Source organism: Massilia sp. PWRC2, assembly GCF_049896725.1.
GTDB lineage: Bacteria > Pseudomonadota > Gammaproteobacteria > Burkholderiales > Burkholderiaceae_D > JAFCUW01.
On the sequence record NZ_JAFCUW010000001.1, the window covers coordinates 759,320 to 774,690 of the forward strand.

14 protein-coding genes and 1 tRNA gene are annotated in these 15,371 nt (G+C 61.1%); 7 read left to right on the forward strand and 8 right to left on the reverse strand.

All coding sequences use genetic code 11. The features are described from left to right. Positions 1–106 precede the first annotated feature (106 nt). Positions 107–343: a 50S ribosomal protein L28 gene (rpmB, locus tag ACP7BZ_RS03435; protein WP_426103294.1), complete on the forward strand. Its 237-nt coding sequence runs from the start codon at positions 107–109 to the stop codon at positions 341–343. A 10-nt stretch (positions 344–353) separates the two neighbouring features. Beyond that, complete coding sequence (rpmG, locus tag ACP7BZ_RS03440; protein ID WP_197422130.1) at positions 354–524, forward strand: 50S ribosomal protein L33; 171 nt, start codon at positions 354–356, stop codon at positions 522–524. Positions 525–593: 69 nt separating this feature from the next. Here the strand turns inward: rpmG and ACP7BZ_RS03445 are convergent, their stop codons facing one another. Next, positions 594–3,005, reverse strand: a complete 2,412-nt coding sequence (locus tag ACP7BZ_RS03445; protein ID WP_426110245.1) for a penicillin acylase family protein — start codon at positions 3,003–3,005, stop codon at positions 594–596. A gap of 181 nt (positions 3,006–3,186) precedes the next feature. On the opposite strand from ACP7BZ_RS03445, the gene ACP7BZ_RS03450 reads away from it, so the two are divergent. Beyond that, the gene (locus tag ACP7BZ_RS03450; protein WP_426110246.1) at positions 3,187–4,899 is read left to right on the forward strand and encodes a DUF418 domain-containing protein; all 1,713 of its coding nucleotides are present in this window, start codon (positions 3,187–3,189) and stop codon (positions 4,897–4,899) included. 68 nt (positions 4,900–4,967) lie between these two features. Here ACP7BZ_RS03450 and ACP7BZ_RS03455 read toward each other — a convergent pair whose 3' ends face one another. The 5 genes from ACP7BZ_RS03455 to ACP7BZ_RS03475 all read right to left on the reverse strand — a co-directional run bounded on the left by ACP7BZ_RS03455 (position 4,968) and on the right by ACP7BZ_RS03475 (position 10,149). Beyond that, on the reverse strand, positions 4,968–6,179 hold the full coding sequence (locus ACP7BZ_RS03455) for a DesA family fatty acid desaturase (RefSeq protein ID WP_426110247.1): 1,212 nt from the start codon (positions 6,177–6,179) through the stop codon (positions 4,968–4,970). Positions 6,180–6,282: 103 nt separating this feature from the next. Then, positions 6,283–7,614, reverse strand: a complete 1,332-nt coding sequence (locus ACP7BZ_RS03460) for a mechanosensitive ion channel family protein (protein ID WP_426110248.1) — start codon at positions 7,612–7,614, stop codon at positions 6,283–6,285. Positions 7,615–7,626: 12 nt separating this feature from the next. After that, positions 7,627–8,976, reverse strand: coding sequence for an RsmB/NOP family class I SAM-dependent RNA methyltransferase (locus tag ACP7BZ_RS03465; RefSeq protein WP_426110249.1), 1,350 nt, complete (start codon positions 8,974–8,976; stop codon positions 7,627–7,629). A 43-nt stretch (positions 8,977–9,019) separates the two neighbouring features. Next, positions 9,020–9,604 (reverse strand): phosphoribosylglycinamide formyltransferase, encoded by a 585-nt coding sequence (gene purN / locus ACP7BZ_RS03470; RefSeq protein ID WP_426110524.1) that lies wholly within the window; start codon positions 9,602–9,604, stop codon positions 9,020–9,022. 146 nt (positions 9,605–9,750) lie between these two features. Beyond that, positions 9,751–10,149, reverse strand: coding sequence for a barstar family protein (locus ACP7BZ_RS03475; protein WP_426110250.1), 399 nt, complete (start codon positions 10,147–10,149; stop codon positions 9,751–9,753). 362 nt (positions 10,150–10,511) lie between these two features. Between ACP7BZ_RS03475 and ACP7BZ_RS03480 the strand changes: the two genes are divergently transcribed. From ACP7BZ_RS03480 to ACP7BZ_RS03495, 4 genes are all read left to right on the forward strand, one after another. Continuing rightward, positions 10,512–11,009: a glycine zipper 2TM domain-containing protein gene (locus ACP7BZ_RS03480; RefSeq protein ID WP_426110251.1), complete on the forward strand. Its 498-nt coding sequence runs from the start codon at positions 10,512–10,514 to the stop codon at positions 11,007–11,009. A gap of 86 nt (positions 11,010–11,095) precedes the next feature. Further along, positions 11,096–11,878: a spermidine synthase gene (locus ACP7BZ_RS03485; protein WP_426110252.1), complete on the forward strand. Its 783-nt coding sequence runs from the start codon at positions 11,096–11,098 to the stop codon at positions 11,876–11,878. 36 nt (positions 11,879–11,914) lie between these two features. Beyond that, complete coding sequence (locus ACP7BZ_RS03490; protein WP_426110253.1) at positions 11,915–13,726, forward strand: GspE/PulE family protein; 1,812 nt, start codon at positions 11,915–11,917, stop codon at positions 13,724–13,726. 83 nt (positions 13,727–13,809) lie between these two features. Beyond that, positions 13,810–13,885, forward strand: a tRNA-Lys gene (locus ACP7BZ_RS03495). A gap of 98 nt (positions 13,886–13,983) precedes the next feature. Here ACP7BZ_RS03495 and ACP7BZ_RS03500 read toward each other — a convergent pair. Together ACP7BZ_RS03500 and ACP7BZ_RS03505 are read right to left on the reverse strand one after the other, a co-directional pair. Then, entirely contained in the window at positions 13,984–14,451 is a 468-nt protein-coding gene (locus ACP7BZ_RS03500) for a (2Fe-2S)-binding protein (protein ID WP_426110254.1), read from the reverse strand. Positions 14,452–14,464: 13 nt separating this feature from the next. Next, a complete protein-coding gene (locus ACP7BZ_RS03505) occupies positions 14,465–15,358 on the reverse strand; it encodes a molybdopterin cofactor-binding domain-containing protein (RefSeq protein ID WP_426110255.1) in 894 nt (297 codons plus the stop codon). Positions 15,359–15,371: the final 13 nt, after the last annotated feature.

Here is a 15,371-nt window from a genome sequence, read left to right on the forward strand (position 1 = left end):
TCCACATTAAGACACAATTGTTTTTCACAAGTGATTGATTCATTGATGGTTTTCACGCTATACTCTCGTTTTTCCGAATTGCGGAAGTTTACTGAAGGAGTGCGCTATGGCACGTGTTTGCGTAGTAACTGGCAAGGGCCCGATGGTTGGTAACAACGTCTCCCACGCTAACAACAAGACGAAACGTCGTTTTCTGCCTAACTTGCAGAATCGTCGTATCTTCGTGGAATCGGAAAACCGCTGGGTCTCCCTGCGCTTGTCCAACGCCGGTCTGCGCGTCATTGACAAGGTCGGCATCGATGCCGTTCTGGTCGACATGCGCGCCCGTGGCGTTAAAGTTTAATTAGGGAGCTATCATGGCAAAAACTGGCCGCGACAAAATCAAGCTGGAATCGACCGCAGGTACGGGTCACTTCTACACCACCGACAAGAACAAGCGCACCATGCCTGCCAAGATGGAGATCATGAAGTTCGATCCCAAGGCACGCAAGCACGTTATGTACAAAGAAACGAAGATCAAGTAATCCCGATCACGTCTCTGTCGTTATAAAAAAGCCGCCACGCAAGTGTGCGGCTTTTTTATTGCGAAATACTTATTGCGGTTGCAGGCGGATGATGCTCTCGGTGGCACTCTCGACCGCCTTGCGCGAATACAGTAGCGGAAAATAGCTGCCCGCTGCCCAGCTGGCCGCCAGATCGCGGTAATGGGGATTGTCCGGATCGCCCGACTGCCCCGGCGTGTTGATGGCGCGCGAATTGTCCCAGTTGCCCACATCGACGACGACGCGAAACGACGGCCCGTTGATTTTCAAAAAATCGGCCGGCCGGTAACTCGACTGGCTCACCGTATTGGCGCCGCCCTGGGCCGGAAACGGCCCCACATTGAGCTTGCTGCGCAGGCTGCCATCGCCCATGGTGCTCATCGGGTGCGCATAATAACTGTAGTGCAGCTTGCCCCATTGCCAGGCGGCAGGATCAGGCCCGCCCAGGCGTTCCATGTCTACCCATGCCGTCGCCAGGCTGCTCAACAGCAACTGGTCGCGCTTGAGGCGGCCCTGGCGGCCGAAGCGGGCACCCGGCTTTTCCAGCGCCGCCATCATCGGCGTCGGATCGACCGAGTTGATGGCCGCCACGGATGCCGGATCGAGCACGGCGCGTGCGTAGGCACGGTTGAGGTGGCGCGACCACCAGATTTCGAACAGCGCCGCCTGCGCCGACTGCGCGTTTTCGCTGGCGTTCCAGCCGCGCAGCAGCGCCAGCGCAGCAGCCGCTTTCGGCTCGCTGGTGGACAGCGGCTTGAGCAGGGCCAGCATGCGCCGCGCCGGGATCGATACCAGGTCGTTTTGCAGCCGCATCGAGTCTTCGATCGACAGCTTGGGTTTACTGTCGAGCACTTCGCCGATGCGCACGCGGCGCGCATCGTTCGGCCATTCAAAGCCCAGCTTGTATTGCTTGTATGGGTAGCCGGCCGGGAAATTCATTTCATTGGCCGACGCCAGCCAGCCCTGCTGCGGGTTCACGCTGGAAGGCAATTTGTCGCCGCTTAAAAAGCCTGCCCATTCATAGCGGCCATCGCCCGGTACCGGCAACAGGCCATCCCAGTTGGGGCGCACCGGCGTCAAGCCGCCCACCACCCAGCCGATATTGCCGGCGACATCGGCATAGACCTGGTTGACGGTGGGCGCCCCCCAGCCCTTCATCGACTGCTTGAACTGCGTAAAATTTTTCGCCAGCATGTAGTCGACGCTGCCAAAGTAGGGCGCCATGCCCGGCTCGAGCCAGCCGGAACGCACGGCAAAAGCGCGCTGCTTGGCCGGCTCCATAAAAATCACCGGACCATGACGACTAAATACCATCTCGACCGGCACCGCCGCCGCACCCTTGACGGCAATGCTGTCTTTCATGACGCGGAAGGCTTCCCACTGGCCCTTGTATTTGTACTGCCCCGGATTGGCCGGGTTCAGTTCATACACATATAAATCTTCCTGATCGATGCTAAAAATGGTCAGGCCGAAAGCGATGGTGCCGTTGTGACCGATCGAAATGCCAGGCAGGGCTGGTTCGCCCGCGCCGATCACATCCATGCCAGGCGCGCTCAGGTGGGCGATGTAGCGCAGCGACGGCGCCGAATAGGCGCGGTGCGGATCGTTGGCGAGGATGGGCCGTCCGGTGCGCGATTTCGACGCACTCAGTACCCAGTTGTTACTGCCTTCCAGGCGCGCCGCTTCAAGGTCGGCGCCAGCGAGCCGCACGGGAGCATCGGCCGCGTCCTGCTGCGAGATCGACGGGTCGTTACCAAAAAACACGTTGTCGGTCGCCAGTTTAAAAACGTCCAGCAAGCCCGACGGTAAACAGGGATCGAGCCCCACCGGCACTGTGCTGGTCCATGGCGGCTGCGGCGTGCTGCGTACCAGGTCGGCTTCCAGGCTGGCGGCGCAGACGACGCCGGCGCGCGTGACTTCCTGGGTCAGATTGCGCGTCAAGCCATGGCTGCGGATACGCACGACGTCATCGGTTTTCCAGCGCGCCGGCGCATAGCCCGCCTGGCGGAATTCGAATGGCAGTGCCGCCGGGTTTTGTGAAACGTAATCGACATAGGCATTGATGCCGGCGACGAAGCGCTCACTGACCCGCTCGGCGCCCTGGCCGTAGGATTGCCATTCTTTTTGCATATCCCCGCGAAACAGAAACAGGCGGGTGGCGCGGTCCTGGGCGACGAAGGCAGGACCGAACACGGCCGACAGTTGGCCCAGACCGCGGCGGCGCCACAGGTCGATCTGGAACAGGCGGTCGCGGGCCGCATTGAAACCCTGGGCGAAAAACGCATCATCCTTGCTCTGCGCATAAATATGGGGCACACCCCACTGGTCGACCAGGATTTCGGCGCCTTGCGCCAGGCCAGCGACCTTGATGGTCTGGGTGGACGGCGCCGCTTGCGCAAGCGCCGACAGCAGCAGCGCCAGCACGGGCAACGATGTGAGCAAACCAGGGCGCAGCTGCAACATAAGATCCTCGAAGCACATGTAATGGCCCAGTATAGTGATATTTACATGCCAAGCAAGCAAGTTCAGGCATCCGTCACAGCATCCTGCGCCGCCATTTCAACACTTCGTCGCATTTTGCTCCACGACCCAGTTGGCAGGAATACCATGAGACCATCACAACTTATCAAGGATGGGAGCCGCAATGCACACCCTGACCGATTTTCCCGACAGTCCCCCTGCCCGCCTGGCGCCCGTGCCGGCCGGCCAGCGCATCGAAGCGCTCGACGTCGTGCGCGGCTTCGCCCTGCTCGGCATTTGCGTGATGAACATCGAGTTTTTCAATCGCGCCATGGCCACCCTGGGGCGCGGCATGCCGGTCGGCCTGACGGGCCTTGACTGGGCCGCCTCTTACTTTGTCGCTTACTTTGTGGCCGGCAAATTCTGGACCATTTTCTCTTTGCTGTTCGGCATGGGCTTTGCCGTCATGCTCACCCGCGCCGAGCGCGCCGAACGCAGCTTCCTCAAACCGTATATGCGCCGCATTGCCGCGCTGGCCGTATTTGGTGCGGCCCATCACATCTTCCTGTTTGCCGGCGACATCCTGTTCAGCTATGCGGTCGCCGCCACCTACCTGCTGGTGGTGCTGTATGCCAAAACCCGCTGGCTGATCCTGGCCATCGTGGTCGCCGCAGTGCTTGCCTGCATTCCTGGCGTCAATGAGGCGGGCGGCACGGCGGTTTTCGCGCTGGCTTTCTCCGGCCTGGTCGCCGTCTACCTGCGCAGCGACAAGCGCATCCTGGGCCTGTCGGCCAGCGCCTTCGGCATTGCCATGATGGCGCTGCTGGCCGGTATTGCCGTACTGGTGTTCTGGCTGGTGCCGGGTATGCCGGTGCAGCCGCGCGGCCCGCTCACTGCTGCCACCTTCCTGTTCGCCATCCTGGCGGTGCTGGCGCAAAAATTCCGCGACCCCGTCGCCGCCCGGCCATGGCGCGCGGGCGTGGCGATTTTCATGCTGTTCGCCACCATGCAACTGGCCGGCGGTCTGTACTTCTATTTCAAGCCAGCAGAAGCGGCCGTGCCAGCCACAGTGGCGGCAGCCCCGACGACACCGGCAGCGACCGCAAAGGTGCCTGCCGGCGCCAAAGCCGAGCTCAAAGCCAAGACAGAAGCCGAGAAAAAAGCCGAAGCCGCCAAAGAAAAGGCCGAACGTCTGAAAAAACAGGCAGACCAAGTCGTGCTTGAGCAAAAGTTGATGAGCAGTGGCAGCTACCTGGAACTGGTGCAATACCGTGCCCGGCATTTCGCCGAACACGCGCCGGGCGAATCGGGCTTTGCCACCTTGTTGATTGGCATGTTTTTGCTCGGCACCTGGTTCATCCGTTCGGGGGTGATGGAAAACACCGCAGCCCACCTGCCCCTGTTCCGCAAATTTGCCTATCTACTACTGCCGCTGGGTATCGGCATGGGAATTGCCGGCAGCCTGATCGCCACCAGCCACGTGCCGGGTGTCGACAACGACGGCTTCATGCTGGCCGACGCCCTGCACGTACTGGGCAACCTGCCCGCCTGCCTGGGTTATGTCGGCATGGTGGTGCTGATGCTGCACAGCCGCTCGCCACTGGCCAACATCAAAGTACTGGCGCCGTTCGGCCGCATGGCGCTGAGCAACTACCTGATGCAGTCACTGGTCATGTCGCTGGTCTTCCTCGGCCATGGCATGGCGCTGTACGGCATGGGCCGCGCTGCGCAACTGGGCTTTGCCGCCGGCCTGCTGACGGCGCAAATCGTGTTCAGTCATCTGTGGCTGGCCAACTTCCGCTACGGTCCAGCCGAGTGGCTGTGGCGCGCCATCACCTACATGACGTGGCCAGCCATGCGTATCGAGCGCAAGGGCGTGGCGATGGCGACGGCCTGAAGCAAACTGGCGTAACAACGACAAAGGCTCCCGCGGGAGCCTTTGTCGTTGCCTGCGCTAGATAAGAATCAGGCGTAGCTGCGCAGGCGCAAGGAGAACTCTTGCAGCGACTTGATGCCCGACGCTTCGGCGCGCGCGCACCAGTCTTGCAACTGATGGAGCAGCTGGTCGCGGGTGAAATGCGAGCGTTCCCAGATGGCGCCCAATTCGACGCGCATGGTGTGCATGGTTTCCAGCGCCTTGCTGTGCTCGAACAATGCGCTCAATTGCAGCTTGTGCGACGCCTCCAGCTTGGCCGGTTCGCGTTGCAGCAGCTTGCGTGACGACTTCAAAAAGCGTTTTTCCAGAACCGCCTTGTTGCGCAGGTGGTCGATTTCTTCATGCCAGGCATGCTTGAACGATTTGGCGTACTTGGCCATCACGTCGTAGCGGTTGGCGATGACCGATTGCAGGGTGTCAAAATCGGCCACCAGCTTGCCTTGCGCGAACTTCGGCGCTGGCGCGACCTTGCGCACCTTGGCCAGACCAAACGTTTCCAGCGTGCGAATGTACAGCCAGCCGATGTCGAACTCGTACCACTTGCTTGACAGCTTGGCCGAGGTGGCATAGGTGTGGTGATTGTTATGCAACTCTTCGCCGCCAATCAAGATGCCCCAAGGGATGATGTTGGTGGCAGCGTCGGCGCAATCGTAGTTGCGGTAGCCCCACCAGTGGCCGATGCCATTGATCACACCGGCAGCCATGATGGGAATCCACAGCATCTGCACCGCCCAGATCGACAGGCCAATGATGCCGAACATTGCGATATTGAGCACCAGCAAAATGGCGACGCCCTGCATGCTAAAACGCGTGTACAGATTACGTTCAATCCAGTCGGTGGGCGTGCCGTGACCGTATTTATCGAGCGTTTCCTGGTTCTTCGACTCGGCGCGATACAGCTCGGCGCCTTCAAAAAACACTTTTTTGATACCGCGCGTGACCGGGCTGTGCGGGTCTTCCTCGGTGTCGCACTTGGCGTGGTGCTTGCGGTGAATGGCGGCCCATTCCTTGGTGACCTGGCCGGTGGTCAGCCACAGCCAGAAACGGAAAAAGTGGCTGGGCAAAGCGTGCAGCTCCAGCGCCCGGTGAGCCTGGTGGCGGTGCAAGTAAATTGTTACAGCGGCGATGGTGATATGGGTCACGATCAGGGTGTACACCACCACTTGCCAGGCCGACAGTTTAAAAATGCCACCGTCGAGAAATCCGAGTACCGCATGCATCATGCTGCTTAACAAATCCATTACCTCTCCAATTGGGTGTGAGAACATCGCGCCGACTTCTGTGAGCCAGTCTGCACATGCTTATTTTACGCCCTTCCTCCAGAGGAAATGACGTTTCACGTGATCAATTGGTGACAGTTTGTGAGTTATTTATAAGAGCAGATGCTATTTGTCTGTTCATCTGGTCAATAGTCAGGGCCGGTTGTGCCAATTTGATATCGCCGGAAGCCACGAGTTTGTAAATTCTTTTATTTATTTCTGAGACTACACCACCGCGCCCGCTTTCCGGATCGACCATCCAGAAGCCCAACTCGAGCTCAAAACCTTCCGGCTTGAAACTATTGATCGACACACCAGGCGCCGGGGTTTCCAGCACGCGCGGCACGTCCGCCGCCAGCGCAGTCAATAGCGGGAAGATGACGTCAAGATCGCTGCCGTAAGCAACCGTCAGCGTGGTGGTACCGCGAATATTGCGCGACGACAGCGACTGGTTCTGCACCACCGACGAGATTAGCATTTCATTTGGCAACACGGTATCGACGCCATCGAGACCCTTCAGCACGGTGTAGCGGCTGTTGATCTGGCTGACCACGCCCGAGTATTTATCGACGGTGATCATGTCGCCGATCGACAAACTGCGTTCGAGCAAGATCACGAAACCGGACACATAGTTGCTGGCGACTTTTTGCAAGCCCAGGCCCAGTCCGACGCCGAGGGCGCCGCCGAACACCGACAGCACGGTCAGGTCGATGCCTACCAGCGACAGGCTCACCAGCACTGCCACCACGATCAGCAGCGAGCGGCTCACCCGGGCCAGTACCACCCGCAGCGACATATTCAGTCCCTGCACGCCCATCAGCCGTTCTTCGAGGGCAGCGCCGGCCCACAGCGCCAGCATCAGCAGCACCACCACCGACGCGACCGCTTGCAACATGTCGGACAGCGCCACCTTGTTGCGGCCGATCGGCAAGGTGGTGTGATCGAGATAACGGAGGATGTCCGGCCATACACCGGTGATGTACAGCGCGACCGCCAGCCAGACCAGCAGGGCGAAGGTTTTTTCGAAGGTGTGGAAGGTGGCGCCCAGTTGCACGCTGCCGCGGGCGAACACGCGGCGCAGCAGGTAAAAGGCGGCCCGGATCAGCACGAACGATGCCGCCAGCGGCACGGCGACGTTGAGTATATTGCCGCGCTGGTGATACGACACCAGCACATAGCGCGCCAGCGCCAGCAGACCGAGAATCAACAGCGGCCCCAGCACACGGGTAAAGCTGTGCACGGCGCCGTCGGGGCCCTCGTCGCGCGCGATGGCGCTGCGCTGGCGCACCTGGTTGCGGATCAGGCGGGCCAGCGTCCAGCCCACCACCACGCTGGCGAAGATAGCGGCGACCTGCCAGAGCACACCGGGCTCTTGCAGGTCGTCGAGCAGGTCGGACAGCAGTTGCGGCAGGCGCATGGGCAGACTACCTTAGGTGGCGTTGTCGCCGAGGTCGGCGTTGACTGCAGCCTCGGACGCAGTTTCAGCTTCGTCGTCATCCTTCGGCTTCGGCGGCCGCGGTGGCAACGGCTTACGCTCGAGCACGGCAGCAAAGAAACCATCCGTATGGTGCTTGTGCGGCAGCATTTTGAGGTAGTCGCCCATGTCCATGTCGATCTTTTGCTCGGCCAGCACCTGGCTCATGGGCACCAAGGTAAATTCCTCATGCTGCTTGAGAAACTGTTCGACGATCCAGTCATTTTCTTCGTCGAGCAGGCTGCAGGTGGCATAGATCAGGCGACCGCCGCCCTTGAGCAGGCGGGCAGCGCCGTCGAGAATGGCGGCTTGTTTTTCCTGCATCTCGGCGATCGCCGTTTCCTTCTGGCGCCATTTGACGTCAGGGTTACGGCGCAAGGTGCCCAGCCCCGAGCACGGTGCATCGACCAGCACGCGGTCGATCTTGCCGGCCAGGCGCTTGACCTTGGCGTCGCGCTCGTGCGCGATCTGCACCGGATGGACGTTCGACAAGCCGCTGCGGGCCAGCCGCGGTTTCAGTTTGGCCAGGCGTTTTTCCGACACATCGAAGGCGTACAGGCGGCCGGTATTGCGCATCATCGCGCCCAGCGCCAGCGTCTTGCCACCGGCGCCGGCACAGAAGTCGACCACCATTTCGCCGCGCTTGGCGCCGACGATTTGCGCCAGCACCTGGCTGCCTTCGTCCTGCACCTCGATGGCACCTTCTTTGAACAGCGGCAGATTTTGCAGCGAGGGCTTTTTCAGCACGCGCAGTCCAAGCGGTGCATACGGCGTCGGCTCGGCGGCAATCGGCGCCTCGAGCAGGCGCGCCACCACTTCATCGCGGGTGGCCTTGATCGAATTGACGCGCAGGTCGAGCGGCGCCGGCTGGTTCAGCGCGTGCGCCAGTGCCAGGGTGTCGGCTTCGCCATACTGGGCCACGAATTTGTCGAACAGCCATTTCGGCAGGTTCGATTGCATTTGCGCCGGCATCAGGGTGCGGTCGATTTGCGCGATGCGCTGCAGGAACTCAGTTTCTTCTTCGGTCAGTCCGCCCAGCGAATCGACGCCCACCGCTTCGGCCAGGCCGAGGATGGTCAGGCGGCGCATGGTCGGGCTCTGGCCCGCTTCGGCAAAATCAGTAAAAAAGCTTTTGTTGCGCAAGATGGCGTAGATGCCTTCAGCGACAGCGCCCCGTTCGCGCGAACCGAGGCGCGGGTGATCCTTGAAATAACGCGACAAGGTGGTGTCGGCGGGCGACGTAAAACGTAAGATCTCGCGCAATACCTCTTCGGTATTGGCGAGGATCGCTGGAGGCAATCTCATGGTGTTCCTTAATTGACGGCTAATGTAGGGGATAACTGCGCAGCTAGGCTGCTGCGGCGGCGTTGCGCTCGATCTGGGCGCGGATCACGCGCGGATAGAGCTGGTGTTCCTCGGCCAGCAGACGCGCGGCCAGGCTGCTTTCCGTGTCGCCCGGCAACACATCGATTTCCACCTGGCCCAGCATCGGCCCGTGGTCGAGTTCGGCGGTGACGATGTGCACGGTGGCGCCATGCTTGGCATCGCCGGCGGCGAGCACCTGGCGGTGGGTGTGCAGGCCAGGATATTTCGGCAACAGCGACGGGTGAATATTGAGCATGCGGCCCGCATAGTGCGAAACAAACGGTGCCGTCAAGATGCGCATGAAGCCGGCCAGTACCACCAGGTCAGGGGCAAAGCGGTCGATGGCCTCGCGCAGGGCCGCATCGAACAACGCGCGGCTGGCATATTGTTTATTCGGTACCACCACGGTGGCGATGCCGTGCTCCGCCGCGAATTTCAAACCACCCGCATCCGGGTTATTGCTGATGACAGCCGCAATCCGCGCCGGCCATTGCTGGGCACTGGCGGCACGCACGATGGCAGCCATATTGCTGCCGCCGCCGGAAATGAGGATCACGATGTTTTGCATAGCGCGCATTGTAACCCGGCCAGGGGAGCTGACCAAGCCGGGACGTGTCGCATGTTGCAACGCAACACGGGCCGGGGGCCCGCTTGTGATCGGCTCGCTACCGCCAGTAACTGCTGCTGGCGCCCTGCACAGGACCGCCAGCGCCGCTATTCGAACGAGTAAAAGACCCGAAACGGCACTTTCTTTTCGGCCCAGAAATCGGCCGCATCGCGAAACACATCGAGCAAGGTTTCGCGTGCTTCCTTGTCAAATTTCTGTGTATTTGGCAATTGCTCGAGTACCACCAGGAAACCGGGCTGGGGGCCGGCGTTGTGGATGGTGTTGGTCAGGCATTCGCGCAAGGCATCGAAATTCTTGCTGCACGGCTTGGGAAAATGAAAATTTTCACCGATACGGGCGCATACCTGCTGCTTGGTGAGCGCATCGGCGCAGTGGGCGTACAGAAAATGATGACCCAGGCGCGCAGCCTCCTCCTGCAGTTCGATAACGCGGAAGGCGCGAATGGACTGCACAAGATGTGGCGGCACTGTTAGCAACAAACTCATTTTTCCCTCAGTTCGACCCGGTGTCCCGGTGATGTGACGTAACGTTCTCATGCGTAGCCGTTACGGACTAACGCGGTTCTCCCAATGTCGTTGCATAGCGCCAACGCGCCTGATGCTCCTGCAAGGGTAACGTTTTGTGGTTACTGAATCAACCCGAATGTGATCCTCGTCGAAATATTTGTAAAAAAACAGAAGCTTACGCATGCTTTTACTGATGATTGTCTTGACGCCTTGTTACATTTTGTTGCCAGGAAGGACTGATAAGCCCGGGCGAACGCGCTAGTATACGACCATGGCCTGTTTGGCTAACCTGATCGATGATTCCACCCCACGAGGCTGATATGAAGATGCATGCAAAACTGATGATGACTGTTTTGGGCCTGTCCGCCCTTCCCTTGGCGCACGCTGTCGAGTTCGAAGACTACGGCCGTGTCGTGCGTGTTTCGCCCCGCATCGAACAGATTCGCCAGCCGCGCCAGGAATGCCGCACCGATTACGTCCAGCAGCCAGTGCAGCAACAACAGCAGCGTAGCGCCGGTGGCGCCATCATCGGCGGTATCGCCGGCGCCCTGCTGGGCAACCAGGTCGGTGGCGGCTCCGGCCGCGCCGCCGCCACTGCGGCCGGCGCCATCGGCGGCGCCCTGGTCGGTGACCGCGTCGACAACGACGGCCGTCCACAGGGCCAGACCGTGATGCAGGAACAGGCCGTGCGCCAGTGCCGCAATGTCGACGCATACGAGTCGCGCACGGTGGGCTATGACGTCACCTACGACTACCAGGGCCGCAACTACACCAGCGTGATGCAACGCGATCCAGGCCAGCGTGTGCGCCTGCGCATCAATGTCGAGCCGCAAAACTAATGTTCTGCACGCTGGCGCTGGCGGGGTTTCTGCTTGCACTAGAGTAACCCTGCATTGATAATAGGGCGATCGAATCAGGTCGCCCTATGCTTATCAGAAGAAAATCCATCGAACAAGCCGAATCCTCGCGCCGCCCCGCGCGCAAGCCCAAATTTGCCGCGGTCACCCTGTCCGAACAGGATGGCGTGCGTTATTTGCACTTCGGCACAGAATGGGTGCAAGGCGCCATGCGCATCCGCAAGCCGGACTGGCCCGAGCTCGAATACGCCCAGCAAATGATGGCCTGGATGCTGTTCATCGAGTCCCCCGCCGCCATCGCCCAGCTGGGCTTGGGGACCGGCGCGCTGACCAAATTTTGCTATAAGACGTTTACCGACGCGCAAGTGACCGCGGTCGAGCTCAACGCATCGGTGATCGCCGTCTGCGATTCGATGTTCAAGATGCCGCCCGCCAGCGATCGCCTGCACATCCTGGAAATGGATGCCCTCGATTTCGTCAACGATCCAGCCAATGCGGGCCGCTTCGACGTCCTGCAGTGCGACCTGTACGACGCCACCGCCAAGGGCCCGGTGCTCGACACCGCCGAGTTTTACCAGTCGTGCTGCGCCTGCCTGACGCCCGCTGGCGTGATGACGGTCAACCTGTTTGGCGACCACCCCAGCTACAACAAGAATTTGAAGGCGATGAAGTTTGCCTTCGCCCATGTGATGTGCCTGCCAGAAGTTCACGATGGCAACGTCGTTGCCCTGTGCTTTGCCAGCAAGCCGCTGATCGATGCGACTGCCCTGGCGGCGCGCGCGGCGGCCATCACTGCCGCCACCAAATTGCCCGCCAAATCCTGGGTCAAGGGTTTGCTGGCCGCCACCTAGCGTGATCGTTTCCTGCGCCGCAGATCGGAGTTCGCCTTGCATACCGCCGCCACCGCATCGACCAGTCCCCGCGCCAGCCGCCCCGCCGCCCTCGATCTGCACGCGATTTTTTCCTGGCTGATCGCCGACGGCATTGTCGAGAAGGCTGGCAGCAAGGCCCACTATGCGGAAGCACAAGGGATCCTTAAAAATGGCGCGGCCGGCATGCACCCGCTGGTGGCGGTAGCCCAGTGTAAATTGCAGTCGGCCAGGCCGCCGCAGCGGCTGATGACCCTGGACGCCCTGTGCGAGTGGGCAGCGGGCCGGGTGGCCTTGCCGTTTTGCCGCATCGATCCCCTTAAAATCGATTTTACCCAGGTGGCCGACGTCATGTCGGCCAGCTATGCGGCGCGCTTTAATATCTTGCCGCTGGAATTGACGCCGACCACCCTGACGGTGGCCACGGCCGAACCGTTCCGCCTCGAATGGGAAGCGGAAATCGCCAAGCTGTCGCGCCGCAAGATCGAACTGGTATTTGCCAGCCCGCTCGACATTGCCCAGTACATCGCCCAGTTTTTTGCGCTGGCCAAGTCGATCAAGAGCGCCAACAAATCGAGCGGCCAGGATGTCGCCCTGCGCAACAATTTTGAACAGCTGGTCGAGCTGGGCAGAATGAACAAGCAGCTCGACGCCAATGACCAGCACGTCGTCAATATCGTCGACTGGCTGTGGCAATACGCCTTCGAGCAGCGCGCCTCCGACATCCACCTGGAACCGAAGCGCGACGTTGCCGCGATCCGGTTCCGCATCGATGGCGTGCTGCACCAGGTATACCAGGTGCCGGCGGTGGTGATGATCGCCATGACCGCGCGCATCAAGCTGCTGGGGCGCATGGATGTTATTGAAAAGCGCCGCCCGCAGGACGGCCGCATCAAGACGCGCACCAACGCTGGCCAGGAAGTCGAGTTGCGCCTGTCGACCTTGCCGACGGCGTTTGGCGAAAAACTGGTGATGCGCATTTTCGATCCGGAAGTGGTGGTCAAGACCTTGCCAGAGCTGGGCTTTCCGGTCAACGATGCCCGCCGCTGGGACGATTTGACCAAGCGCGCGCACGGCATCATTCTGGTCACCGGCCCCACCGGCTCCGGCAAGACCACCACGCTCTACACCACCTTAAAAGCGCTGGCCACCAGCGAAGTCAATGTGTGCACGGTGGAAGACCCGATCGAGATGGTGGAAGCGTCGTTCAACCAGATGCAGGTGCAGCCGGGCATCGACATGTCGTTCGCCGATGGCGTCAAGGCGCTGATGCGGCAAGATCCCGACATCATCATGGTGGGCGAGATCCGCGACCTTGGCACTGCCGAGATGGCCATCCAGGCGGCGCTGACCGGGCACCTGGTGCTCTCCACCCTGCACACCAACGACGCCCCGGCGGCCATCATGCGCCTGCTGGAACTGGGCGTGCCGCATTACCTGCTGGAAGCGACGGTGATCGGCGTACTGGCCCAGCGCCTGGTGCGTACCCTGTGCCCGCACTGCAAGAAGCCGGGTGGCGAGATCACCGATGAGATCTGGCACAGCATCGGTGGCGCCTGGCAGATTGCCAAGCCACAGGTCATCTACCGGCCGGTTGGTTGTCCCGAATGTCGCCAGACCGGCTTTAGAGGCCGCACCGGCATCTACGAGCTGCTGACCATCACCGAACCGTTCAGCAAACTGATTGGCAAGAACACCGACTTGCTGGCCCTGCGCCGCCAGGGCATCAGTGACGGCATGAAGCCGCTGCGCATTGCGGGCGCCATGAAAATCATCGAAGGGGTGACGACGGCCGACGAGGTGCTCAAGGTAACGGCGGCGCTGTCGTAAGGCCGATCGGCAAACGATTTTGCACATTTCGCTTTCCTGCCCTAGCGTAATTCAAATCCTTCGGCTATAATTTTGCCTCCCTTGGGTCGTTAGCTCAGCTGGTAGAGCAGCGGACTTTTAATCCGTTGGTCGCAGGTTCGAATCCCGCACGGCCTACCAAGAACAAGCAGCAGAGTATAAAAGCCCCCGAATTTGCGTTCGGGGGCTTTTTGCTTTGTGCCGAGAAACTCTCCCGGCGTGCCAAGGCGCGTGGCCAATCACGACGTTTTTTTATTTGTTGGCAGCTGGCAGCTGGCCCGCTCGATGGCGCGCCGCACCCGCTGGTAGGTACCGCAGCGGCACAGGTTAGCGATGGCGGCATCGATCTGCTGCGGGGTAGGTTGCGGGACCTGACGCAACAGCGCGGCGGCGGCCATCAGCATCCCGGACTGGCAATAGCCGCACTGGGGTACCTGCTCGACGATCCAGGCCCGCTGCAAGGGGTGGGAGCGGTCGCGGGACAAACCTTCAATGGTCGTGATGGACTTGCCACTGGCGAGGGCGGCGGGAAACGCGCAGGAACGAACCGCATTGCCGTCGCCGTGGAGGGTACAGGCACCGCATACGGCGATGCCGCAACCAAATTTTGTACCGGTCAGGCCCAGCTGTTCGCGCACCAGCCACAGCAGCGGCATGTCATCCTCGGCATCAACCTGGTGGCGTGTGCCATTGACTGTCACTTCCATCGCAGTCTCCTTTTCATGCGAAATGTAATCCGTGCCGTGACAAGGGCATGGAGCGAAGGCGCCTACCCGTGGCGGCGTGAATGGCATTGGCCAGCGCCGGCGGCACGGTCACCGGACCGACTTCAGCGATGCCGCCAAGCTTGCCGCCGCCATCGATGAAGCTGACCTCGATCCTGGGCGTCTCGGCCAGCGTGACGTCAATGCCAAACTGCGCGCTGCCGTCGACCTTCGATGGAATGTCGACCTTGGCAAGTGCCTTGCCGATCAGCTTCAATTCGCGCTCAGCTTTCAGGGCGGGTGTGCGCGGCACGGGGAGCCTGGCGGCGTCGGTACACAGCTCGCCGAAAGTCCATTGCCTGCCGCTCGGGGTATGCCGGATGCGCGAGGCCGCGGCCACGCATTCGGCCGCCGCAACGTTCCAGCGCGCGGCCGCCGCCTGGATCAGCATCGCGCGCGCGGCGGCGCCGGTGGTGCGCATCAATGCATAAAAGGCTTGCGTGCTTTCGCTATTGCCAGTGAACATCAACGGTCGTTCGGGATTGCGGTAGGCGGGCGCAAATGGCGCCGGCTCAATGCGCACCGGGTCCCAGTCGGCGCCGAGTTCGTCGGCCAGGATGGCGGGCAGCGTGGTGCTGATGCTCTGACCGATTTCCGCCTGCGAGACCGTGATGGTCACTTCACTGGACCGATTAATGAGCACCCAGGCGGTCAGTTCGGCCGCCCGCATTTGGCCGGCATCGGCATCGGTATCAGCACTGGCTGCCGATGCTGCCATGGCAGGCCAGTGCAGGCTGAGCATCAAGCCACCGGCATCGAGCAGCGACGCTGTCAAAAACCGGCGCCGGCGAAGGTCAGGGCTGCTGTCTGCGCACAGGCTGGCGGGAATGGCGGTCGGGTCGGTACGCATGGCATATGCTCCT

Coding starts and splice junctions, on each gene's coding strand:
- rpmB (WP_426103294.1), top strand. CDS start 107: ATGGCACGTGTTTGCGTAGTAACTGGCAAGGGCCCGATGGTTGGTAAC.
- ACP7BZ_RS03445 (WP_426110245.1), bottom strand. CDS start 3,005: ATGTTGCAGCTGCGCCCTGGTTTGCTCACATCGTTGCCCGTGCTGGCG.
- ACP7BZ_RS03450 (WP_426110246.1), top strand. CDS start 3,187: ATGCACACCCTGACCGATTTTCCCGACAGTCCCCCTGCCCGCCTGGCG.
- ACP7BZ_RS03455 (WP_426110247.1), bottom strand. CDS start 6,179: ATGGATTTGTTAAGCAGCATGATGCATGCGGTACTCGGATTTCTCGAC.
- ACP7BZ_RS03460 (WP_426110248.1), bottom strand. CDS start 7,614: ATGCGCCTGCCGCAACTGCTGTCCGACCTGCTCGACGACCTGCAAGAG.
- ACP7BZ_RS03465 (WP_426110249.1), bottom strand. CDS start 8,976: ATGAGATTGCCTCCAGCGATCCTCGCCAATACCGAAGAGGTATTGCGC.
- purN (WP_426110524.1), bottom strand. CDS start 9,604: ATGCAAAACATCGTGATCCTCATTTCCGGCGGCGGCAGCAATATGGCT.
- ACP7BZ_RS03475 (WP_426110250.1), bottom strand. CDS start 10,149: ATGAGTTTGTTGCTAACAGTGCCGCCACATCTTGTGCAGTCCATTCGC.
- ACP7BZ_RS03480 (WP_426110251.1), top strand. CDS start 10,512: ATGATGACTGTTTTGGGCCTGTCCGCCCTTCCCTTGGCGCACGCTGTC.
- ACP7BZ_RS03485 (WP_426110252.1), top strand. CDS start 11,096: ATGCTTATCAGAAGAAAATCCATCGAACAAGCCGAATCCTCGCGCCGC.
- ACP7BZ_RS03500 (WP_426110254.1), bottom strand. CDS start 14,451: ATGGAAGTGACAGTCAATGGCACACGCCACCAGGTTGATGCCGAGGAT.
- ACP7BZ_RS03505 (WP_426110255.1), bottom strand. CDS start 15,358: ATGCGTACCGACCCGACCGCCATTCCCGCCAGCCTGTGCGCAGACAGC.